This is a genomic window from Chryseobacterium sp. YR221, from assembly GCF_900176315.1.
Lineage (GTDB): Bacteria > Bacteroidota > Bacteroidia > Flavobacteriales > Weeksellaceae > Chryseobacterium > Chryseobacterium rhizosphaerae.
The window spans coordinates 42096-64686 of sequence record NZ_FWXM01000005.1 but is presented as its reverse complement, the minus strand read 5'-3'; the positions used below and the strand labels follow the sequence as shown (position 1 = coordinate 64686).

General features: G+C 36.0%; 25 protein-coding genes. 12 read left to right on the top strand and 13 right to left on the bottom strand.

Annotated features, from left to right (window positions below; all coding sequences use genetic code 11):
* Window positions 1-28: 28 nt before the first annotated feature.
* The 4 genes from B8967_RS15300 to B8967_RS15285 all read right to left on the bottom strand — a co-directional run bounded on the left by B8967_RS15300 (window position 29) and on the right by B8967_RS15285 (window position 2572).
* Window positions 29-703 carry a type 1 glutamine amidotransferase domain-containing protein gene (locus B8967_RS15300; RefSeq protein ID WP_084086852.1) on the bottom strand — a complete coding sequence of 225 codons (675 nt, stop codon included), beginning with the start codon at window positions 701-703 and terminating at the stop codon, window positions 29-31.
* Window positions 704-783: 80 nt separating this feature from the next.
* Window positions 784-1071 (bottom strand): putative quinol monooxygenase, encoded by a 288-nt coding sequence (locus B8967_RS15295; protein WP_084086663.1) that lies wholly within the window; start codon window positions 1069-1071, stop codon window positions 784-786.
* Window positions 1072-1073: 2 nt separating this feature from the next.
* On the bottom strand, window positions 1074-1958 hold the full coding sequence (locus B8967_RS15290) for an NAD-dependent epimerase/dehydratase family protein (RefSeq protein ID WP_084086662.1): 885 nt from the start codon (window positions 1956-1958) through the stop codon (window positions 1074-1076).
* Window positions 1958-2572, bottom strand: a complete 615-nt coding sequence (locus B8967_RS15285) for an NAD(P)H-dependent oxidoreductase (protein WP_047493965.1) — start codon at window positions 2570-2572, stop codon at window positions 1958-1960. Before B8967_RS15285 ends, B8967_RS15290 begins: the two co-directional genes overlap by 1 nt.
* Before the next feature lie 260 nt (window positions 2573-2832).
* On the opposite strand from B8967_RS15285, the gene B8967_RS15280 reads away from it, so the two are divergent.
* The 3 genes from B8967_RS15280 to B8967_RS15270 all read left to right on the top strand — a co-directional run bounded on the left by B8967_RS15280 (window position 2833) and on the right by B8967_RS15270 (window position 5986).
* Window positions 2833-3579 (top strand): metallophosphoesterase family protein, encoded by a 747-nt coding sequence (locus tag B8967_RS15280; protein ID WP_084086851.1) that lies wholly within the window; start codon window positions 2833-2835, stop codon window positions 3577-3579.
* Window positions 3580-3944: 365 nt separating this feature from the next.
* Entirely contained in the window at window positions 3945-4832 is an 888-nt protein-coding gene (locus B8967_RS15275; RefSeq protein ID WP_228406211.1) for an alpha/beta fold hydrolase, read from the top strand.
* 254 nt (window positions 4833-5086) lie between these two features.
* Window positions 5087-5986: a LysR family transcriptional regulator gene (locus B8967_RS15270; protein WP_047493969.1), complete on the top strand. Its 900-nt coding sequence runs from the start codon at window positions 5087-5089 to the stop codon at window positions 5984-5986.
* Here the strand turns inward: B8967_RS15270 and B8967_RS15265 are convergent.
* Together B8967_RS15265 and B8967_RS15260 are read right to left on the bottom strand one after the other, a co-directional pair.
* A complete protein-coding gene (locus B8967_RS15265; protein WP_084086660.1) occupies window positions 5960-6427 on the bottom strand; it encodes a GNAT family N-acetyltransferase in 468 nt (155 codons plus the stop codon). The two genes, B8967_RS15270 and B8967_RS15265, sit on opposite strands and share 27 nt — an antisense overlap.
* The gene (locus tag B8967_RS15260; RefSeq protein ID WP_084086659.1) at window positions 6427-6861 is read right to left on the bottom strand and encodes a GNAT family N-acetyltransferase; all 435 of its coding nucleotides are present in this window, start codon (window positions 6859-6861) and stop codon (window positions 6427-6429) included. The genes B8967_RS15265 and B8967_RS15260 overlap by 1 nt, the downstream gene beginning before the upstream one ends.
* An 856-nt stretch (window positions 6862-7717) precedes the next feature.
* On the opposite strand from B8967_RS15260, the gene B8967_RS15255 reads away from it, so the two are divergent.
* The 3 genes from B8967_RS15255 to B8967_RS15245 all read left to right on the top strand — a co-directional run bounded on the left by B8967_RS15255 (window position 7718) and on the right by B8967_RS15245 (window position 10307).
* Window positions 7718-8593 (top strand): aldo/keto reductase, encoded by an 876-nt coding sequence (locus tag B8967_RS15255; RefSeq protein WP_084086658.1) that lies wholly within the window; start codon window positions 7718-7720, stop codon window positions 8591-8593.
* A gap of 174 nt (window positions 8594-8767) precedes the next feature.
* Window positions 8768-9829: an NAD(P)H-dependent flavin oxidoreductase gene (locus B8967_RS15250; protein WP_084086657.1), complete on the top strand. Its 1062-nt coding sequence runs from the start codon at window positions 8768-8770 to the stop codon at window positions 9827-9829.
* A 46-nt stretch (window positions 9830-9875) separates the two neighbouring features.
* The gene (locus B8967_RS15245; protein ID WP_084086656.1) at window positions 9876-10307 is read left to right on the top strand and encodes a lipocalin family protein; all 432 of its coding nucleotides are present in this window, start codon (window positions 9876-9878) and stop codon (window positions 10305-10307) included.
* 102 nt (window positions 10308-10409) lie between these two features.
* Here B8967_RS15245 and B8967_RS15240 read toward each other — a convergent pair whose 3' ends face one another.
* From B8967_RS15240 to B8967_RS15225, 4 genes are read right to left on the bottom strand one after another with little or no spacing between them, the layout of a single operon-like run.
* On the bottom strand, window positions 10410-11747 hold the full coding sequence (locus B8967_RS15240; protein WP_084086655.1) for a UDP-N-acetylmuramate--L-alanine ligase: 1338 nt from the start codon (window positions 11745-11747) through the stop codon (window positions 10410-10412).
* Window positions 11748-11753: 6 nt separating this feature from the next.
* The gene (locus B8967_RS15235) at window positions 11754-12191 is read right to left on the bottom strand and encodes a hypothetical protein (protein WP_047494668.1); all 438 of its coding nucleotides are present in this window, start codon (window positions 12189-12191) and stop codon (window positions 11754-11756) included.
* Between the two features lie 16 nt (window positions 12192-12207).
* A complete protein-coding gene (locus B8967_RS15230; protein ID WP_084086654.1) occupies window positions 12208-13014 on the bottom strand; it encodes a lysophospholipid acyltransferase family protein in 807 nt (268 codons plus the stop codon).
* A 27-nt stretch (window positions 13015-13041) separates the two neighbouring features.
* Window positions 13042-13671, bottom strand: coding sequence for an NUDIX hydrolase (locus tag B8967_RS15225; RefSeq protein WP_047494663.1), 630 nt, complete (start codon window positions 13669-13671; stop codon window positions 13042-13044).
* A 348-nt stretch (window positions 13672-14019) separates the two neighbouring features.
* On the opposite strand from B8967_RS15225, the gene B8967_RS15220 reads away from it, so the two are divergent.
* The 6 genes from B8967_RS15220 to B8967_RS15195 all read left to right on the top strand — a co-directional run bounded on the left by B8967_RS15220 (window position 14020) and on the right by B8967_RS15195 (window position 19482).
* Entirely contained in the window at window positions 14020-14838 is an 819-nt protein-coding gene (locus B8967_RS15220; RefSeq protein WP_047494660.1) for a hypothetical protein, read from the top strand.
* Window positions 14839-15013: 175 nt separating this feature from the next.
* Window positions 15014-15406, top strand: coding sequence for a hypothetical protein (locus B8967_RS15215; RefSeq protein ID WP_228406208.1), 393 nt, complete (start codon window positions 15014-15016; stop codon window positions 15404-15406).
* A gap of 10 nt (window positions 15407-15416) precedes the next feature.
* A complete protein-coding gene (locus B8967_RS15210; RefSeq protein WP_228406206.1) occupies window positions 15417-16148 on the top strand; it encodes a curli production assembly/transport protein CsgE in 732 nt (243 codons plus the stop codon).
* A gap of 11 nt (window positions 16149-16159) precedes the next feature.
* Window positions 16160-16570, top strand: coding sequence for a curli production assembly/transport component CsgF (locus B8967_RS15205; RefSeq protein ID WP_047494654.1), 411 nt, complete (start codon window positions 16160-16162; stop codon window positions 16568-16570).
* A gap of 24 nt (window positions 16571-16594) precedes the next feature.
* Complete coding sequence (locus tag B8967_RS15200) at window positions 16595-17959, top strand: CsgG/HfaB family protein (protein WP_084086652.1); 1365 nt, start codon at window positions 16595-16597, stop codon at window positions 17957-17959.
* 11 nt (window positions 17960-17970) lie between these two features.
* A complete protein-coding gene (locus B8967_RS15195) occupies window positions 17971-19482 on the top strand; it encodes a carboxypeptidase-like regulatory domain-containing protein (RefSeq protein WP_084086651.1) in 1512 nt (503 codons plus the stop codon).
* 201 nt (window positions 19483-19683) lie between these two features.
* On the opposite strand, the gene B8967_RS22715 is transcribed toward B8967_RS15195, so the two are convergent.
* From B8967_RS22715 to B8967_RS15180, 3 genes are all read right to left on the bottom strand, one after another.
* Window positions 19684-20334 carry a response regulator transcription factor gene (locus B8967_RS22715; RefSeq protein WP_262484697.1) on the bottom strand — a complete coding sequence of 217 codons (651 nt, stop codon included), beginning with the start codon at window positions 20332-20334 and terminating at the stop codon, window positions 19684-19686.
* Window positions 20335-20559: 225 nt separating this feature from the next.
* A complete protein-coding gene (locus B8967_RS15185) occupies window positions 20560-21030 on the bottom strand; it encodes an OsmC family protein (protein ID WP_084086650.1) in 471 nt (156 codons plus the stop codon).
* A 99-nt stretch (window positions 21031-21129) separates the two neighbouring features.
* Window positions 21130-22530 (bottom strand): T9SS type A sorting domain-containing protein, encoded by a 1401-nt coding sequence (locus tag B8967_RS15180; RefSeq protein WP_084086649.1) that lies wholly within the window; start codon window positions 22528-22530, stop codon window positions 21130-21132.
* Window positions 22531-22591 lie beyond the last annotated feature (61 nt).

The following is a 22591-nucleotide window of genomic DNA, read 5'->3' as shown; positions in this document are numbered from 1 at the left end:
TTAGGTTTTGAGGATTAAAACTGAGTTCTTATTTATTTAATTCTTTTAAAATTGCTTCTCCAACGCTTTTTGCAGATTGTGGATTCTGTCCTGTAATCACTCTTTGATCAGCTACTACATGATTCTGCCAAAGACCTGATTTTTCAAATTTAGCTCCTCTTTCTTTCAGTTTATTTTCCAGTAAGAAAGGAACAACATCTGTCAATTTTACTTCAGATTCTTCTTCGTTGGTAAAAGCATTGATTTTCTTACCGTCAACGAGGTACTTCCCGTTCTTAAGCTTAATATTTACCAGGCCTGCAGGACCGTGGCATACACCTGCTACAATACCGCCATTTTCATAAATAGTTGAAGCGATATCTGCCAATTCAGTATTATCTGCGAAATCCCACATTGCTCCATGTCCTCCTGCATAAAAGATTGTTGAATAATCTTTAGGGTTAACCTGAGATGGAGTCAAGGAATGATCAATCTTGTTTTTATATTCTTTATTTTCCCAAAACTCTTTGTTGACAGGATCTTTTAAATCGAATCCATCTACCGGAGGAGTTCCGCCTTTAGGACTTACAAAATCGATTTCATAACCTGCCTGGTGAAGAACTTCCCATGGATGAGAAACTTCTCCCAAATAGTATCCTGTGTCTTCACCCGTATTGCCTTTCTTATCATGGCTGGTTACGACAAATAAAATTTTCTTTTTCATATGACTCGTTTTTTGGTGTTGTGCCTGAATAAATCCTATCATGAACAGGCTAAGACATAAAAGTGCCAGCTTTTTCATAATTAAATAATATTCGTGATATAAATTTGAGGTTTCTCCTGAAGCTTTATATCAACCAAAGCTCCGAAAGCCTGAATATAAGGCTGCTGATTATGCTGTGCCAGCCCTTCTTCACTTTTCCAGATTTCATAGAAAATAAACTGGTTTTTATCTTCAATCCCCTGATGAAGGGTATACAACTCGCAAGCCTCTTCTTTTTTTGTTTCTTTTACCATATTCTGAAGAACTTCCAGTACTTCTGCCTGATGCTCTTCTTTGGATTTTATTATTGCTGTAAGGTAAATTTTCATAATTAAATAAAATTTTCGATTGATTTATATTGAGGGGTCCATCCCAATTCTGTTCTTGCTTTATCGGAATTACATAAACTGTTTGATGCAAATCCAAAATATCCACCCGCGGGACCAAATTGATCTACAGCAGATTGTATGCTGACAGATTGTGCAGGCTGTAATTTATAGTGCAGGCTTATGTGCTCAGCCAGATTTTTGATTGTTGAAGAACCGTTTTCTGCATAGTATATTGAACCGGGTTTTGCTTTTTCCAAAGCAAGTATATACATATCGGCTAAATCCTCAACGTGAAGGTTCGACCATATATTTTCACCTTTTCCAAAATAAACTCCAAATCCTTTTTCTTTGGATAAATTGATTAAAGCCGGAAGCTGAATGCTGTCTTTTTTCAGACCTAATCCCTCTCCGTAAACCATGGTCGGTACAATGACTATGCTTCTTATATTTTTTTTGGCGGATTGAAGCACATAATTATTGATTAATACCCTTGACGCCATTTCCAGCCTTGGATTCAGAGGGAAGTCTTCTGTAAAAATAAAGTCATTTTTTTCTCCATTTTCTTTTCCTCCGAAAATGGCTGAGCCTGAGGTGAAAATAAAAGTTTTTCCACTCCCTTCCAAAGCATTTATAAAACTGTCTGCAGCATAGGCATCATCAGCGGAATCAGCAGTGTGGATAACGGCATCAACATGAGAAATCGCAGCATTCAGAATGGCTTCGTCATGTATATTTCCTATAATAGGTTCGATTCCTAACTGCTGTAGCTTTTCTGCAGCGGCTGCATTGCGGACAAGCCCTGCTACGCTGTAGTTTTTTTCTAATAGTTTCTTTGCAACAGTACCACCAATATAACCGGTAATTCCTGTTATGAGTATTTTTTCCATTAGGCTAATTGTGGTTTTAGTTCCTGTTCAAATACGTTTTTAACATGCGCTCTGTAAAGCTTCATATCACGTTCTATATTGGCATTCTTTTCCACATCATGAAAGTGGAAGCTTTCCATTTTTTTTAAAGAAACAAAGGCATTCATTCTATGGAACCCAAATAATGGTCCTTCGTCTACACTTTTCTCACTGAAAAACTCTCCGGGAAGTGTAAAGGCTGTTGCGGGAGCGTTCCAGCTTGTTGTCAGCATATATTTTCTCCCGCCAAGCATTCCTCCGGTACCATAGTTGATCTGCGGATTTTCTGCATTTCTCCCGTCACTCATATAAATTCCTTTTGCATGACCTGCAGTGAAAACTTCATCAATATATTTTTTAAGACCATTCGGAAGCTGAAACCACCAGATCGGAGTGTGGTAAATGATATAATCTGCCCAAACAAATTTCTTTACTTCCTCATGTTTATCATAACCCTCACTTACGTTGGTGATCTGTACTTCTATGTTATCAAATGATTTTAGAACCTCTAATGTATTTTCTGCGATAGTGTCATTATATTTTCCTCCGGAATGTCCAAAATTTTGCCCTCCGTTGATGATTAATACTTTTTTCATTTTTTATGATTGTTTAAATTTTATGATGCAAAGTTAGGATGGATGGTTGTATAATAAAAATAGTATAAATTATACCGAAGTATTATAATAATGATAGTTTTAGTTTTTTGGATTCATTGGTTTTGTTCGTTGTGTAAAAATTCACAATTGGATTTATGCAGCAAAACTGACCATTCATGGTTTTATGGTAAAATGTCATCTCCTATCTGAGCCAAAATTCCTTTCTCTCTTGTACATTTGTTATGATAAACAGAATGAATATGATACAGATTGCAGTTTTTAGTGATGTGCATGGAAATCTTCCTGCGTTGGATTCGGTGTTAGAGGATATGGAGAAAAGGGGAATCCGTCAAAAATTCTGTTTGGGAGATCTTGTAGATTTTGCTCCCTGGGGAAATGAAGTTACTGAAAAAATTAAAGACCTGAATATTCCCTGTCTAATGGGAAACCATGACGAAAGAATTGCTTTCGATATTCCTGTGGTTCCCTTATCTAAGCATACCGAAGAAGAAACTTTTGCCCGTTTCGTTGCAATTGATCACTCTAAAAAATACATTACGGAATCAAATAAGAAGTTTCTTTCTGAGCTCCCTTTTCATTTGCAGTTAAATTATAAGATAGGGGAGAAGCACTGGAATATTCAACTTGTGCACTCAAGTTTATCGAGTAATGATACTTATCTGTATGAATCTGAAAGCGATGAGGTTTTTATAAAAATGTTGGAAGAATCCAGATCTGATGTTATTGTAATGGGACATACCCATTTATCATTTAAAAAACAGTTTGAAAATAATAGCTGGGCTCTTAATTGTGGCTCTGTAGGGCGCTCTAAGGAAGAGAACAGATTAGCTTCCTATTTAATTTTAACTTTGGATGAAGAAAAGATTATTCCGGAGATCATACAACTCAGCTATCCGCTTGATGAAACAGCCCGCCGGATTGAAGAAAGTGAAATTCCGGATTATTATGCCTCATTTCTAAGAAATGAACAGATATCAATGTCTTAATTTTTTTTGAATATACAGTGTATAGTTCTGAGAAGAACCACATTTCTTTTGTGCTATTGAGACATTCCCGGTTCATAAAAGGGATAATAAAATTTTATAGATTGAAAATATTGGATTATACTGAGCTTTTTTGGAACTGTCAAGTAAAGATTAATTATGTTTTTTAGTGTTTGATTTACAGTGTTTTGTAATTATTCGAACTTTGATTTGCAGGGAGTCGAACTCATTTTTTTATTAAAATCAGTTCGACTTTTTTTATTCGGTCTTTTCTGAAAATTCTCTGAAGGATATTTGTGTCAAATTAAAATTTAGAAATCATGAAAAAAACAAGCTTTTTTATTTTTTTACTATTATCAGTATTTTGTATGTCACAATTACACAAAGGAAAAATAGACACTTTGCTTACTCCGGAAATTGGCGGAATAAAACAAGCTATAGATATTAAGACAGATGACTCCGGGAAACCTATACTGCTCTTTTTATCAGGAGGACCCGGAAGCTCAATGCGGAAAAATGCAAATTCTTTTACCGACCTTTTAAAAAACAGTTTCACTATTGTTCAATGGGATCAGAGAGATGCCGGAAAAACGCTGGAATTAAATCCTTCACCAGTCCAGCCTTCCGTTGAATTGATGGGGAAAGATACTTATCAGGTTATCAATTTCCTGAGAAAAGAATTAAAACAGGAGAAAATATATCTGTTAGGAAGCTCATGGGGGAACGCTTTAGGTTTCTACATCGTCAGAAATCATCCTGAACTGTTGCATGCTTATTTTGCGGTAAATCCTGTTGTAAGCCAGTTAGCAAGTGAGAAAGAATTGCTTCAGATTTTAAAAGATCATTTTAAAGAAGATCTTGTTGCCACTAAAGAGCTAGGAAGTGTACATATTCCATTCACGGTAGATGAGGACCTGTTTTATTTAAGAAAATGGCTCTTTTATAAAGACGGAAAACAATATGTAACCGGTGAGGATTTCAAAAAAGGATTTCTTCAATGGTCAAAAACCTGGTCACCTGCATGGAATGAAGTGATGAATATTGACCTGCCCAAGACGTTAAAAAAAGTGGATTGTCCTATTTATTTCTTTGTGGGTAAAAACGATGTTCAAACTTCCACGAGAATTACAACTGACTATTTTAGAAAAGTAAAAGCACCCCGAAAAGATCTGTTTTTATTCGAAAATTCAGGACATCAGATACATAAAGATGAACCGGAAAAATTTCAGAATACAATCATTCATGTATTAAAGTAATCAAAATTTTAGAGGAAAGTTGAAGGGCGGAAGATGGGAGAGTGAAGCTTGCAGTTGCTATTGAAGAGATTATGTATTGTTGTTATCGGGTTAAGTAATTTAAATGATCAGTAAAATCAATAAAGTCAGTTATTATTGTTTAGAAAGCATATGAGCTTCTCTCTTCCAATTTCAAGCTTCCTGATATTATTAAAATAGCAATTAGTATTATAATTATTTTGTACTTTTACATCAGAATATTAATAGATTAAATTATGGTCAATTTAGAATGGTATCGTACTTTTAAGGCGATCTATAAAACCGGGACATTGACTGGGGCAGCTGATGCTTTATTCATTTCACAGCCAGGGGTGAGTTTACATTTAAGTTCACTGGAAGCTTATGTGGGATATAAATTGTTTGACAGAACGGGTAGGAAGATGATTCCAACAGAGCGTGGTAAAGTATTATTCAACGCAGTTGCTGAGCCTATTACCAAACTGGAAGATGTAGAGAAAAATTTTCAGAAATCTACGGAAAAACATACTCCAACCATCAGTGTGGGAATGTGTTTTGAAACTTTTCAGACGACTTTGGAGCAATATGTTTCTTCTTTGCCTTTTAATCTGATCATCAGCTTTGGAGAATATCCGGAAATGCTTGACCAGCTGGATAAAGGAATATTAGATCTTATCATCACTCCTAAAAAAGGATCTTCTCCTAATATAGAACATGAGGCTTTTTCTTCTGAACAAATTGTTTTGGTAGGGGGAAAAGAGGTCGATACAGATAGTTTTAAAAAGATTTTGAAAACAAAGGATGGGGAACAGATAGAAGAGTGGCTGAAAAAAGAAAAATGGTATGGAACCACGGGAGATATGGAACATCTATTCCAGTTCTGGACATTGAACTTTGGGCATAAGCCAAATTTTCGCCCGAATTTCATTGTTCCGAATTTAAATTCAATCATCCGCTGTCTGAAAGGAGGAGCCGGGTTAGCGGTTATTCCTGATTTTTTATGTAAGAATGAAATTGAGAGCGGAGATGTAAAACTTATTTGGGAAGGGAAGAAAAAGCTGGAAAATACCCTCTATTTCGGATGCAGAAAAAAGACCAACTATCAATCGGAAATAGAACATATTAAAGGACTATTCCGCAAGATGATGGGTAAGTAAAATCATATCCCGCATTTGTAATCCGTTTTCATAAATAGGATCAGGATAATTTTCAATAAAGAAATCCTTGAGAATACCCTTTTTGATGAACCCGTTTTTCTCATAAAATCTGATCTGTTGGATGCCTGTATCCGAGGTTCCAACAGTCAGCGTTTTATAGGAATATTCTTTTGCAATTTCCTTTGCCTTATTTATCAAAATACTTCCGATTCCTTTGTTTCTATAAGGGTCTACAACAGCAATATTTTTAATTTCCAGTTCGGTATCACTGTTTTTGTACAATGCCATAACAGCAACATCCTGCAAGCCGTCCTGTAAAAGATAGATGTCAGAGTTGAAAATATATCGGTCAATAGCTTCTACAGTTTCATCTGCTAATAAAAGCAGCTTATAGGGAATTTCCGAATCTGATTCAATGCGGGTGAAAATGAAATTTTCCATTACAAACTCATATGAATGATTGGATACTCCTTTCCTGAACCATCTTTTTCTGATCTTCCTACTGGTTGGAAACCCATCTTCTCATAAAATCCAATGGCTTGGGGGTTCTGTTCGTTAACATCTACTTTGGTAAGGCCTGTTTTCTCTTTCATGAATTGATAAAGAACCTTTCCATAGCCTTTCCCACGGACTTCATCATGGATGAAAAGCATTTCCAAATTACCTTCAGCAACAGATGAAAATCCTTTACTTTCACCATTTTCAATAATTAAATAGACCTCCAGGTTGGGTAGATAGTCCCTTGGAATGGCTTCTTTGAAATACGTAAAATCTTCTTCAGAAAGAAAATCGTGGGTAGCCTTTACAGCAGATTCCCATATTTCCATGATTTTCGGATAATCTTCGGAAGTGGCAAGCCTTATTTGATGTGACATGATTTAAAATTTAGGCAAAAATAGAAAATTAGAAGTTAGGAAAAAGAGTTTATAATGTGTTGGGAAAACGCAAAGACGTAAAGATTTAATAAGCAGGACTGTTTTTAAGGCGCAAGAAAATCAAAGATTTTCAGTAAGTCTCATCAAATAGAATATTGTGGTTTTATGTTAGCAGCATTCCATTTTATTGGAGATAAAATCTTTGCGTCTTATGGCGTAGAGTATGAAAAGCCCTTTGCGTCTTTGCGTTTCCAATATTAAATGAATTTTTTATGTTATAATGTGTTGGGAAAACGCAAAGAGGCAAAGATTTAATAAGCAGGACTGTTTTTAAAGCGCAAGAAAATCAAAGATTTTCAGTAAGTCGTATCAAATAGGATATTGCAGTTTTAGATTTGCAGCATTCTATTTTATCGGAGATAAAATCTTTGCGTCTTATGGCGTAGGGTATGTAAAAACCTTTGCATCTTTGCGTTTCCAACATTAAATGAATTTTTTATGTTGTAATGTGTTGGAAAAACGCAAAGACGCAAAGAAGTTTCATGGTAAACAGTTTTTAAGGCGCAAGAAAAATCAAGTATTTTCAATAAGTCTTGTCAAATAGGATATTGCGGTTTTATATTAGCCGCCTTTTATTTTATCGGAGATAAAATCTTTGCGTCTTAGCATAAAGTATGAAAAACCTTTTGCGTTTTAGCGTTTTCCCAACCCTTTATGATCTCAAAAAATAATACTTCAAAAAGCTTATTAAATAACATTTTTTTAACAAAACCAGTAAAAATGGTAGGTGAAAATTTCAAATTTTTATTGCAAATTTGTTTAATCACTTTATATTAAAAATTAAAACTAAGAGTTTATGCAAAAGAAAACCTACACAGGGCAACCTGTAGTAACCTTACATAATGGGATAGATATTCCTGCTTTAGGATTTGGAGTATGGCAGATGGAAGACCTGAAGGAATGTGAAAATGCAGTCATTAAAGCTATTCAGACAGGATACAGAATGATTGATACAGCCGCCATTTATCAGAATGAAACTGCGGTGGGAGCTGCTGTGAAAAATAGCGGAATCAACAGAGATGAGCTGTTTATCACTTCAAAGGTTTGGGTTCAGGATCATGGGTATGAAAAAACAAAGAGTGCATTTCAGAGAACCTTAAACCGATTACAGATGGACTACCTTGATATGTATCTTGTACATTGGCCTTACGGGGATTTTTTAGGAACCTGGAAAGCTTTGGAGGAATTGTATCAGGAAGGAAAAATTAAGGCAATAGGAGTTTGTAATTTTACTATCGAGAAACTGGAAGAACTGAAAGCCCATTCAAGTGTTTTACCGGTGATTAATCAGATTGAACTTCACCCTGTTTTCCAGCAGAAAGAATTACAGGTTTACGACAGAGAAAATAACATCATAACACAGCCATGGAGCCCACTTGGAAACGGAAATGCTAATCTTTTGAACAATGCTGAATTAAAGACTATTGCCGAAAAATATGGTAAAACTGTAGCTCAGGTTATTTTGAGATGGCATTTACAGGAAGGTTTTGTGGTCATCCCGAAATCTGTAACTCCGTCAAGAATTGAAGAGAACTTTAATGTATTCGACTTTGAACTGACAGAAGATGAAATGAATGTTGTCCGTTCTTTGGATACAGGAAAAAGACTGTTTTTTGATCCGAAAGATCCGGAATGGGAACAGAAGATGCTGAATGCTGTAGCAGATATTTAGTAATAAAAAATTGAAATAATCCCGCAGATTTCACAAATTTTTACAGATCAAAAGGTCTGTATCTCCCGTGAAATCTGTGGGATTGTTATTAAAATCATCTTTGTGAGCAATGTCATATTCGTTTAATCATGAGTATTGTCTGCTTATCCGTAACTTCTAATAAAAATAATCCTTATGTTTTGGCCGGATACAATCAGTAAAAAATTAGGGGTAAAATATCCTGTAATTCAGGCTCCAATGTTTGGAGTAAGTACATCACAGATGGTTACAGCAGCAGCAAAAGCAGATTGTCTGGGCTCTCTGGCGTTGGCTGATCTTTCAGCCGATCAGTCTATAGAGCTGATCAGAGAAACCCGAAAGCTTACCGATAAGCCTTTTGCGGCAAATATTTTTGTACACTCTATTCCAGAAATCACAGCAGAGCTAAAAACGAAATTTGTCAAAGCCAAACAGTTTATAGAACAGTTGGCTCTAGAGAATCATATTGAAGTCAGCCTTCCGGATCTTGAAGCTATTCAATTACATACTTATCATGAACAAATAGATGCTATAATAGCTGAAAAATGCAGGATTCTAAGCTTTACTTTTGGAAATTTAGATGATACAAGTATTCAGAAATTAAAAGAAAACGGGCTAACCCTTATTGGCACCTGTACTTCTGTAGAAGAAGCTTTGGCTCTTGAGAGATCAGGAATTGATATGATCTGTGTGCAGGGGATAGAAGCAGGAGGGCACAGAGGAAGTTTTGATGCAGATGATATTCCCAAGATTGGAGGCTTGTCTCTATTGTCACAGGTTTATGATCAAGTGAATGTTCCATTGATTTATGCAGGGGGAATTTATAATGCTAAAACAGTACAGGCAATAAAGGATTTGGGAGCACAGGGTTTCCAGGTAGGTAATCTTTTACTGGCATCTAAAGAAAGTGCTTTGCTTCCTTTTGAAAAAGAAAGGCTTAAAAAGGTGAGAGAAGATGAGATTATTTTAACGAAAAGCTTTTCAGGAAGATATGCCAGAGGGGTTAAAAATAAATACATTGAAGTTCTTGAAAATTCAGAATATATTTTACCTTATCCGTATCAAAATAAGCTGACCAATCAGCTGCGTAAAGTTGCAAAGTCTTTACAGAATTCAGATTTCCTGGGACTTTGGGTAGGGCAGTCCATTCATAAGTACAGTGAGCTTTCTACAGAAGAAATCCTGAGGAATCTCATTACTGAAGCAGGCAAGCTTTAGAGAATATTACCCTATTTTTGCAGACTTTAAAAATAGTTATATCTAAATGAAAAAATTATTTCTTCCGTTTATTGTATTTTCAGTTGTATCATGTAATAATGATAATGATCCAGAGACTACTCTTACCGGAAAATGGAAAATGTATAAAGCCGAAGTTTATAAATCATCCACAAAACAAACGGAAACTCATATTCCTGCCGGTTGTGATTTAGAAGATACACATGAGTTCAGGTCAACCAATATGACAACTGTCAACTATGGGATGAAAGAAAATGTTTGTGTCCCATTGGAAACCATTACAAGAAATTATACTTATGATAATGTGACCAAACAATTCTGGTACGAAGGAGAAGAAACTTTCCCTTACCAAATCTCTAAATTAACCCAGACTGATATGATAATAGAAGACCACATGGATGATAGTGACAAGGATGGAGAGCTTGATGTCATCAAACGATATTTTAGAAGAATTAACTAAATAAAAAACTCCTTTCGACTGAAAGGAGTTTTGTTTTATACAGAAATCTGAAATAAGCATTCTATTTTCAAATGGTCAGATAAGCTTATTTTCGAATTAAAATTATTTCGTAAGATCCAGGCCGCCGAAGTTTCCGGAGCTCATCATCAAATAAGCGCCATTAGTCTTATCTAAAGTATTCCAGTAAGCATGAAGGTCTTCTGCATTGGCGAAAACCTTTAGATTTTCATTTTTAAACTTTTCTTTAATGAATTCAGGAGAGATAGGTTCCATTCTTTTGATTTTCAATGCATCTTCAGAATAAAATACGATAGCTTCTTCCAATCCATCCATTGCATGGTCATATTGCTCTAAAAAGGCAGGATTTAAGCTGGAATAAGTGTGAAGCTCAAGGAATCCGTATTTCTTTTCATTTTTAAATTGCTCTCTGAAGGCTTTTACCGCTGCTTTCACTTTACTTGGTGCATGGGCAAAGTCTTTATAAAGAGTTCCTTTATCTTCTCTTTCTACTTTTTCAAGACGTTTGGAAGCTCCTTTGAAGCTCATAATTGCATCATAGAAATCCTCATCCATAATTCCGAGTTGTCGGCAAATATGTCTTGCTCCTTCCATGTTTAGCAGGTTGTGTGCTCCAAACACAGAAAGAGGAATGTCTCCCATTTCAGTTTTTAGATAAACCTTTCCGTTATTGATCTCATATTCCGGAGTTTTATAAGGGATTTTTCTGAAATAGTTTTCAGCATTTTCCACTACTTTTACTACTTCCGGGTCTTCTTCGTTGTAAACCAACACCCCTCCGGCAGTAATGCTTGCCACAAATTTTCTGAACTGATCTATATAGTCGTCAAAAGTTTTGAAAACATTGATATGGTCCCAGGCAATACCGCTCATTAAAGCGATATTCGGTTGGTATAATAAGAATTTTGAACGCAGATCAATAGGAGAAGATAGATATTCATCACCTTCCAGTACCATAAAATCATTATCCTGAGTCAGTTTTACCATACAGTCAAAACCTTCCAGCTGTGCTCCTACCATGAAATCTATCTCCTTTTGATGGAAATTCAGAACATGGAGAATCATTGAGGTAATGGTTGTTTTACCATGTGAACCGGCAATCACCACTCTGGTTTTATTTTTTGACTGTTCGTATAAAAATTCCGGATAAGAATATATCTTTAGACCCAATTCTTTTGCTCTTGCCAATTCAGGATTATCCTGATGCGCATGCATTCCCAGGATAACAGCATCAATATCCGAAGTTATTTTTTCCGGAAACCAGCCCATTTCCTGTGGCAGGAGTCCCTTTTTTTCCAATCTGGATTTTGAAGGCTCAAAAATAGCATCATCTGAACCTGTAACCTGATATCCTTTATCTTTTAGCGCAATAGCAAGATTATGCATAGCGCTTCCGCCAATGGCAATGAAGTGGGTTTTCAATTGTATTTACTGTTTTTTAACATTATTATTAATGAGCTCCTGGAAAACCTGAAGGATATTGTTCCAATTGGTTTGATAGTTGGGAACAATCAGACTTGCATCTGTTTTACTGCCTTCATTTGGCCCTTTCTTGATATTGATAGAAGTCGTAATGTTATCATAAAGTTTTTTACGACTTTCCTGAATTCTTCTAAAATTGTTCTGAGAGAGGGTTTGGTCCAGTTTTTTTAAATCTTCATTTGAGATTTTAAAATCCTGTTTGTATTTTTTACCCTGTCCCTCGAAAGAATAGTGTGCATTATTACCTTTTATAAGTAGATTTTCATATACCGGTGCATATCCTCCACTTTTGGAATAACTTATATCAAAATCTGAATATACTTTTTGGCTATTACACGAAACTAATACTATGATGGCGAATAAGATTCCTATTATTCTGTTCATAATTCTTTAATTTACTTTAATTATTAGGGTCCTGTTTTTCTAATTTTTTAGCTTTAAGTTCTTCATCATAAGTGTGTAGTAGGTTAAAATCTTCGGTCTGCTCAATGGCAGTCATAATCTTTAATAAAATTTCCGGCGCCTTTTCGTTATCGTAGTCGATATCCAAAGGGGCTTTAAATTCCATGGTTGGCTTTACACCGGTTACTTTTACACGAAGTCCTTTTTTATCAAAAGCTCTTCTAAACCCATTTATTTTGATAGGAATTACGATGGGACGCTGGTTTTTCACCAGCTTGGCCGTACCTCTTCTTCCTTGTGCAAAAGCTGATGTTGTGCCCTGTGGGAACGTGGCTACCCAACCATTGTCTAAAGCTTTCATGATATTGTCAACTTCACTCATATCTACCATTCTGTTGACATTTTTACCTTCTGCTCTCCAGGTTCTTTTTACGGTTACAGCACCTGCAATTTTAAAAATTTTTGGAAGAATACCTTTATTCATAGTTTCTTCAGCGGCTACATAGTAAAAATCAATCTTTGGATTCAACAGGTAGATCGGGTTCTTGATGGTGTTTAAATAACCATTATTTACGGCACAGAAAGCATGATACATTGCTGCCACATCCGCAAAATAGGTTTGATGGTTACACACAAAAAGTACATTAGAGTCCGGAAGATCCACAAGGTGCTCTGTGCCGGTTATCTTCAATTTATTAAAGCCATTGAATCGTCTATAGGATACAATTCCTAAAATAAAAATAACTAACCTTTTTAAAAAATAAGGTGTTCCGAATGCATCGGTGAAAATATTTTTCTTCGCCATCTCTCAATTAAACACGGTTGTGCAAAGTTACATATTTTTCAGCAACTGGCTGAATTCACTTAATATCATCGCTGTAGCGCCCCAGATAATATATCCGTTGAAATTAATCACAGGAACCTCATGCCCTCCAGCACTGGGAAGAGCCATCATTTCCGGGGTATCGGACAGATTTAGAAAAGAGGTGATAGGAAATTCAATTGTTTCCACAGCTTCGCTTTGCTGAAGAACAAAAAGTGGATTCTTTTTAGTGTATGAAATGTAGGGATACACATAAAAGTTACTTGGCGGAATGTAGATAGGGGACATTTCCCTGATCACTCTCAGGTAATGTTTATCTATTCCAATTTCTTCAGAGGTTTCTCTAATGGCTGTTTCCGCAAAATCCTGATCCATTTCCTCACGTTTTCCGCCAGGCAGTGAAATCTGGCCACTATGTCTGTCATGCTCATTAATCGTTCTTTGGATCAGAGGAAAATACCATTCATTGTCTTTTAAATACAATACAATATTTACTGCGGCAAATTTGGGATTCTTTGCCAGCACTTCATCGTAGGTGAAAACAGGACGGTAAGGGGGTGAGAATACCCCGTGTGCATGCTCACCAGGCAGCTCTACATTCGTTATTTTCCTTAATAAATCTTTTCCAAAATTTTCCATAGTCCAAATTTAACAATATATCTCGAAGAATTAAAGGGCTTAACAATAATTAACCTATGTTGATTTTTTTAGTGATAGAACCGTCAAGAGTGAATTTTTTACTTCGCAAAGTGAATGGTGAATAGGGTTTGGGGAAGATTCACAAGCAAAGTGGAGTAATCATGACCAGCTGCCCCATATTGCTACCGTATTTTCCCGTAACTGAAACCAGTGATACAGGGAAAACCATAAATGGTGACTTTCAAAACCGGAAACCATGATTTTTGAAATTTACACTTTGATGGTGGTTTTTCACTTTGGGGCACAGGTTACCTTTGTCTTACTATTAACCAATTAATTTTTACCAAAATGAAAAATTTACTTACAGGTGTCTTTACACTATTGGCCATGAGTTTCGGCTTTGCTCAATCTAATATTGATGTGACTGCACAGATTGGAAACTTAAATACTGCTACCGTGGACCAGACAGGTCTTTTGAACATTAATTCTTTAACACAGAATGGAAACCGTAATACAGCAGACATTGATCAGGTAGGAGTTTTGAATGTGAATACAGCACAAAGTATTGGTAACAGAAACTCTATTGATGTTGATCAGATAGGCTTAGGAAACTCTAATGATGTGCTTCAACAGGGAAACAGAAACTCTGCAGTAACCTGGCAACTTGGAATATTAAATTCTACAGATCAAACTCAGATTGGAAGAAGAAATAGTGTTTCTTCAGTACAGCTTGGTGTGGGTAATGCGGTTGTTCAATATCAGGACGGAAGACGAAATGATGCTTCGATGATCCAGATAGGAACAGGTAATATAGCTGCTCAGACTCAATTAGGAAGAAGAAATAATGCTGATGGTCTTCAGGTAGGAAATGCTAACCTTTTGGTACAATACCAGGATGGTAATGATAACAGTGCCACTCATACTCAGGCAGGTAATAATAATATTGCAGGATCTGTGCAGATGGGAGATGATAACACCTCTATGGGATTACAGGTCGGAAACAGTAATCAATTATACCAATTTCAGTTAGGAGATTCCAACACAGCGATAGATGTTCAGTTGGGTAATGGTAACTTTACCTGGGTGGCTCAAAGCGGTGATTCTCACATTCATGTAGGAACTCAGATAGGAAACAGTAATTCAATGGTAATCACTCAATCAAACTAAGGCCTTTAGTAACAATACTGTAAATCTTAGAAATTGTGAAGGAGAGACTGCAGGGTTTCTCCTTTTTTTATTTCAAGACAAATATACCGGTAAACCGTGATTTTATATCAATACCTGCCAGGTGTGTTTTTCCCGATTCTCTATTAATGTACCTTTAATAATAAAAACTAATGTCATGCTTAATTTACAATGGGGAGTATTACTTCTTTTTATGATGTTGCCCCTGCATGCGCAAAATACAGACTGGGATAAGATCAATAGTAATACAATCTTTAATATGATAACCATGCAGAATATGGATCAGGATCTGTCTCATGTCATCCAAATCGGTGATTTCAATAATGCTGAACTTTCTCTTAATGCCAGGACTAGTATAGCAGTAAAACAACTGGGAGACTATAATACACTGTACTTCATCAATTCCTTTACAGATAAGGAAACAAAGGCCGGCATTACTACCCAGGGAAATAATAACATTATTGATGTTACAGGGAGTAACAGTATTTCGGAAGGAATGCAGATCAATATGAAAGGAGATAATAAAACTGTTTTCATGAGAAATTATTAAAACACAAATGATGAAAATTTTATACTCGATGAGCCTGAACACTTTTTTTATCCTCCTGTCTGTAATGATTTATGGGCAGGATGATAAAAAAGTAATTGCAAGGCTTGAAAATAGTCTCCTTGAAAATCAGATTAAACTGAAAGCTGTTGTAATGAACAATACAGCGGTCTACAAGGAGCTGAATTATCTTCTGGTATCCATCAAAAAGAACAGTGATGGAAACCTTTCCAATAACAAACAAAGCGGTAAATTTTCTGTTAATCCCAATGAAGTAAAAGTTTTATCTGAAATCAGTGTAAATCTTGAACCAAAAGATGCCCTGAAAGCTTTCCTCTATATCAGGGACGAGGAAAACCAAAATCTAATAGCCAAAGACAGCTTGGAAATTAACAATACTTTTTTTAAAAGAAAAGCGGCTAAAATAGAAGAGGATGCGGTTTTCGAACTTAAAGGACTTACGATTGATGAAACCAAAACTAAAGTAGGAAAGGATTTTTATGACCTTTTCTATATGCAGTACAGCCAGCTTCCGGATAAAAGAAGTGGGGCCGTCACTATTTCAGAGCTTCCTCTTCGGGGAACAAGCGGTCAGATCAATATCCAGATTGAAGATAAGATTGTTTACAGCTTTATGACCAATCCAAGTGAAGACTATTTAAAAGAGCAGCTCGCTGCCAGTTTAAAATATATTAAAGAATTTAATGTAAAGAAAAACCTTATTAAAAATGAATTCATCTACTAAAAACATTCGCCATGAAAACGTGTATCATTATTTTGACCTTTATTGCGGGTATTTTTTACGGAAAATCTCAGCAACTTGTCTATAAACCTGTGAATCCGGCTTTCGGAGGAGATACCTTTAATTATCAGTGGCTTCTAAGCTCCGCCAATGCACAAAATCAATTTGATGAAAAAGATGATTATAAAAGCCTTCTTGATAATTTGAATTCACTGGACAGTTTCAGTCAGAGCCTCAACCGCCAGATACTAAGTGAACTTTCCAGAAAACTGTTTGAAGATCAGTTCGGAGATGGAGGAATAAAGCCCGGAGATTATCTTTTCGGATCACTTTACCTTCAGATTACAACGACCAATCAGGGACTTTTGATTAATATTTTGGATACCAGTACAGGCGATCAGTCCGAGATCGTGATTCCAAAATAGCCATAACTAAAAACCAGACTTATCATGAGAACTTACACTTACGCCAGAATTTTTTTCTGTACACTCCTGCTATGTATATTGCAGGCTTGCAGCTCGATCTTTGGTTTGCCATCGGATCCCGAGAAATCAACGATGGGAGAGACCACGACTTCTACTACAGAACTGAAAAACCTTCCTTTGCCTAGTGAAAAAATAGTCATAGGAGTCTACAAATTCAGAGACCAGACCGGTCAGTATAAACCTTCTGAAAATGGGAATAACTGGAGTACGGCAGTGCCGCAGGGTACTACAACCATCCTTATTAAAGCATTGGAAGACAGCCGTTGGTTTATCCCTATTGAAAGGGAAAATATTGCAAATCTTCTCAATGAAAGGCAGATCATCCGTTCCACCAGACAGGAATATATGAAAGATGCTGATAAAAATAACCAGGCATTACCCCCACTTTTATACGCGGGCATTCTTCTGGAAGGGGGTGTGATTTCCTATGACAGTAATATTATGACGGGAGGGCTTGGTGCGAGATATTTCGGAATCGGGGCTTCTACCCAATACCGTCAGGACAGGATTACCATTTACCTGCGTGCTGTTTCTACCCTTAATGGGGAGATTCTTAAAACAGTCTATACTTCCAAAACGATTCTTTCAACAAGTATAAACGGGAGCTTTTTCAGATATATTGATACGGAAAGGCTTCTTGAGGCTGAAGTAGGACTTACCCAGAACGAACCCGTTCAGCTTGCGGTGACTGAAGCCATTGAAAAAGCGGTGAAATCTCTGATTGTTGAAGGGGTGAGAGATAAAATATGGGGGAAAGCAGCAGAAAATACATCTGCTTACCAATCTTTAATCAATGAATATAACAGAGAACAGGATCAGAACAAAGGAAGGGTAGTGGGCAATAGATTTCCTGAAAATTATAGACAGAAAGTCGCTGTATTTGCAAATGTTGAAGCACAAAAGGTTAAAGATGATTATGTGAATCCCAAAATGAATATTGGAGGAAAAGTGGGCTTTAAATATTTTCTCAACCCTAATTTTAACATTGAAGTCAATGGTAGTTATTTTACACTGGAGAATGAGAATATTGTGAAAAGAAACTATTTCGGCCCTGAGGTGAATCTCGAATTTCTGCTTTTTCCCAAATATAAATTCAGTCCGTATGTTTACGGAGGCGCAGGAGCGATGTATTCAAAATACAAACCTCAGTATAAAGGGCAGTTTGGCGGCGGACTCGAGTATATGATTGACCATAATATCTCCCTGAGAGCTTCCGCACAGTACGATCTCGGTTTTAAAGATAACTGGGAAGGGCTTGTAAATGGAAAAAGAAAAGACCAGTCTTTGCGCTTTGCATTGGGAATCAACTTCTATTTTGGGAACAAATAAAAATCTAAACTATGAAAACTTTAATAAAAATACTCAGCATATTCATCCTTGCTTTTTGTCTGTTTTCATGCAATGAAGATCTTGTAGAACAAGCTCAGACGGGAATCTTAAAAGGAAAAGTAGTAAAAAGGGGAAGTAATGTACCTCTTGCCAACGTGAAAATCTTCACAAACCCTACCACACAGACTGTTTTTAGCGGTACAGACGGTTCTTTTGAAATTAATGCAATGCCCATTGGTAATTATTCTGTAAAAGCAGAACTTTCCGGATACCTGACAAGCTTTCAGGCGGTTAATATACAGAACCAGAATCAGGTGGTAACAGTGGTGTTTGAAATGAATGATGATACATCCCTGAATTCACCACCTACAGCACCGCAATTGCTAAGTCCGATAGACAATGCGGTCAATCAGCCTTTGAGTGTGGAGCTGACCTGGAGTGCCACAGATCCCGATACGGCAGATGTTTTAAAATATAGTTTAACAATTAAAAATAATCTTGACACTAATGTGATTCAGGTTAATGATTTGACGGCTAATCATTATTCGCTGTCAAATCTGAAGTTTGGTGTAAGTTACTTCTGGCAGGTGTCTGTTTCGGACGACATTCACCAGCCAGTTTTAAGCTCAATAGGTAAATTTACGACCAATACGGTTCCTGCCAACAGATATCATTATGTACAGAAACAGAATGGTAATTTTGTAATCATATCAAGTGATGCACAAGGTAATAATTTCCAGTTTACCAGTGCTTCTTATAACAGCTGGCGGCCAAGGAAAAATAATAACGCCGGTCTCATTGCCTTTCTACGTACGGAAGGTGGAAGTACCCATATTTATACAGCAAATCCTGATGGTTCCAATCCGTTTAAGGTAACAACTGTTGCGGCATCGGGTTTTAATAATTATGAAATGGATTTTGCCTGGAGTACCAATGGTCAGGAAATTATTTATTCAAACTTTAATAAACTCTACCGGATCAATAAGGACGGGAGTGGATTGAATCTGGTGTATACCACTCCGGATGGAAGTATGATCTCCGAGTGCGACTGGAGCTATGACGGAAGCAAAATTGCATTGAAAACCAATGATTACAATGGCTACAATACAAAAATCTACATTATTGACATGACCGGAAATACTCTTAAAACCATTGTTTCAGGATCAGCAGGAGCAAGTGGAGGACTGAATTTTTCGGTAGATGGTCAGCTTCTCCTGTTTACCCGGGATATTTCGGGATATCAGGATGGAAGCGGAAACTACCGTCAGCTTGATTCTCATATTTTTATCTACAACCTCGTCAATGACATGGTGTACGATATTTCTGATGCGAGCGAGAAACCTATGGGAACCAATGATCTCGATCCAAGATTCTCACCGAATAATGCACAGGTGATCTTTATGAATACCTCCAATGATAATATCTCGTTGAAAAATGTTATGGTCATTGATCTGAACAGCAGTATGACAGATCTTTCACGAACCTCTCTCTTTACTAATGGTGAAATGCCGGATTATGAGTAATGAATAGCTGTAAAGGTGGAAAACAGGTTTTAAAGTGTATGAGCTAAGATTTCTGTTTTCCATCACAGGTCTTAGCTCTAAGTTTTCCAACTTTTATTGCTGAATTTTCATAAGCATTGATCATTAGAAATTCATGATCGTAAATAAAACTTCCAAACCGAAAGGTTTGGAAGTTTTTGGTTAATGATAATTGGTTATGGCTTAGTCGATGATATGATTTTCTAATGCGTATTTTACAATTCCTACAGAGTTTTTTACGTTCAATTTCAAAAGGATTCTTTTCCGGTGTGTCTCTACCGTATTGATGCTAATGAAGAGTTTTTCAGAAATGTCTTTGCTGCTGTAACCGTCACAAATAAGTTTTAGAATTTCCATTTCACGACGGGTAAGGGGATCTTTCATATGAAGATTCCGTTTTTCCTGTTCATTGCTGATAAAGCTGATCATTCTTTCTTTGGCGTGATCACAGATGTAGATCTCGTTTAGCAGAAGAGCGTTGATGGATTTCAGGAATTCATCATATTTACAGTTTTTGTCGAGATAGCTTTTAATCCCTTTATTGAAAAGCTTTCGGATATCAATTACATCATAGCAGTTTCCTATGATAATGATTTTTATACCATTATATTCATGGGTAATATCTTCTATAGATTTATAAAGTTCAGTAAACATAAGGATGTTGGAACTCATTACCAGAATTTCGGGAGGTTGATCTTTTAAGTGCCTGGAAAGGGTTTCTAAAGAATTACAGATGTCAATCGTGTTAAAAATTTTACTCTGCATAAGCAGTTTTGAGAGTCCTTCCGTATACAGCATGGGCTCATCAAAAATGGTTAATCTGGGTTTCATCATGGTTTGTTTTATTTATATAAAAATATAAATAAAAAATCACATTTTACGCAAAATTGATAAATATTTACGCTTTTTAATGAATTTATATGTAAAAAATTTTATTTTTTATTGATTATTTGATAAATAAATCTCTTTCAGAGGAGTTTTAGTTGTGTATTTTAGAGTTATTACTGTTAAAACTCAATGTTTATAATGGTTTGTTGGGTGTTTTTTTTAATGATAAAATTATTTAATCAACGTTGTAGGGATATGTTTCACAGGGAAATTAACAGAATTGGCAATAAAGCAATATTCATTGGCTTTATGATGGAGCTGTGCTGCCTTTTCAATCATAGATTCTTCAGCTACAATCACTGTAGGATATAGGGTTACTTCGGTGAAATGTCCACTACCATTGGAGGTTTCTGCCATTATTCCCGTAGCTTGGTCCGTGTAGTCTATAACAATAACGCCTGCTTCGGAACAAAAGTGAAGATACCAAAGCATATGACATGAGGAAAGCGAAGACAAAAATATTTCTTCCGGGTTATATTTCTTTTTATCTCCCCGGAAAGAAGGATCGGATGAACCTTCAATATCAGGTTTGTTTTCTGCAGAAATTGTATGACTTCTTTCGTAATCTCTGTAGCCGCTGGTTCCGGTTCCTTTATTTCCGGTCCATTGGATGATGGTTTTGTAATGGTGCTCTTTATTCATGCTGTAAATTTATTTTGTTTAAGCTTAAAAAACAAAAAAGTATTTACTTAGCCTGTAAGTAAATACTTTTATCAACCTGAAAAAATTTTAAAAGGGAAATTAATCCTTTATAAGTTTTTTTACAGATGTTTTTCCATTTTCAAAGACAATTTTTGCCATATAAACTCCTTTTGGTACCTCAGAAATATGGGTATTGTTACCTTCTATATTTTTTATAAGCTTACCATCTAAAGTATATATTCTTATAGATTGTACTTTTTCTTTTGTATGGTAGACGAAGCTTTCTTTAATTGGATTTTCAAAAGAAATATCAGAATCAGTTTTTGTAATATCTGTTGTCGATAGTGTAGCACTATTAAGCAGGTATTTTATGATATTTCCGTCTCCGTTTGTGATAATATTATTATTGTTAATAACCATTTCTTCAATAGAACCAACATTTGAATTTATTTCTGAATAATAACCAAAACTTGAATCTATTGACCCGTTTTGAGTAAGTTTTGAAATGAAATGTGAAGGGGCAAAATCTCCTTCACCATTTCCACCAATATAATAATAACCGTCCTTTTCAACAATACTTTGAATCCATGCGCCACCATTTATCCCTGAATATGTATTTAAGTTATAATTAAATGTATTATCAAGAGTTCCATCCGGATTTATCCTGAAAATTTCATGGTTTTTGTTTGAATAAACAACTCTGTTATTACTGTCTACCATTGCCGTACCTACGTATCCCAGCGTGAAGGGAGTTTGTAAAATACCATTATTACCAAAGCTGATTATAGGCTGTCCGTCTGCATTAAACTTCTCAATGACAGAACCATTAGAGGCATCGACATTATTGCTGCTGGTCTTACTGAGACAGATAATATTATTTTGGTTATCAATGAGTACGAATGTTCCCACTGGAAAGGCTCCCTGTGTTGATATAGAACCATTATTACCAAAAGTAGTGTCAATGCTTCCATTGGTATTGAGTCTGTACATTATATGCTGGGTATATGAACTCATACCATGAACAATTATTTTTTCATTCTGTAAAATAAGTCCATAAGAACGGGCATCTACATCACTGCCGCTGATAGAAGGGACTATTGAGCTGCCATTTGTTCCAAAAGTAGGGTCTGGCTGGCCGTTTGGAAGTAATCTGGTTATTATGCTACCGCTATTGTATCCAAGAATGACCAATTTTCCATCTGCCTGTATTTTTATTTGGTTTTGATAGGTATAGGGCAATTGAGTCATCCCATTGCTCCCAAAACTAGGATCTAAAGCTCCATTAGCTGTAAGTCTGAATAAAAAAGATTCAAGAGTATTCGGAGAAGTATAAGATGAATAAATCCTACCGGAAGAATCCTGGGCCATTGACCATGCATAATATACACCGTTACCCATATTGTATATTCCATTAGAAGCAAATGTTGGATCTTTAGAGATGATTTGTGCAAAAGCAGTCTGTACTGCAAGAAGCAGCACGAGAAATAATTTTTTTGTCATTGTAGTTTTTTAGTTTTTAATGAGAAATAAAAAGTGTCTGTTTTAAACAAACATTTTAGAA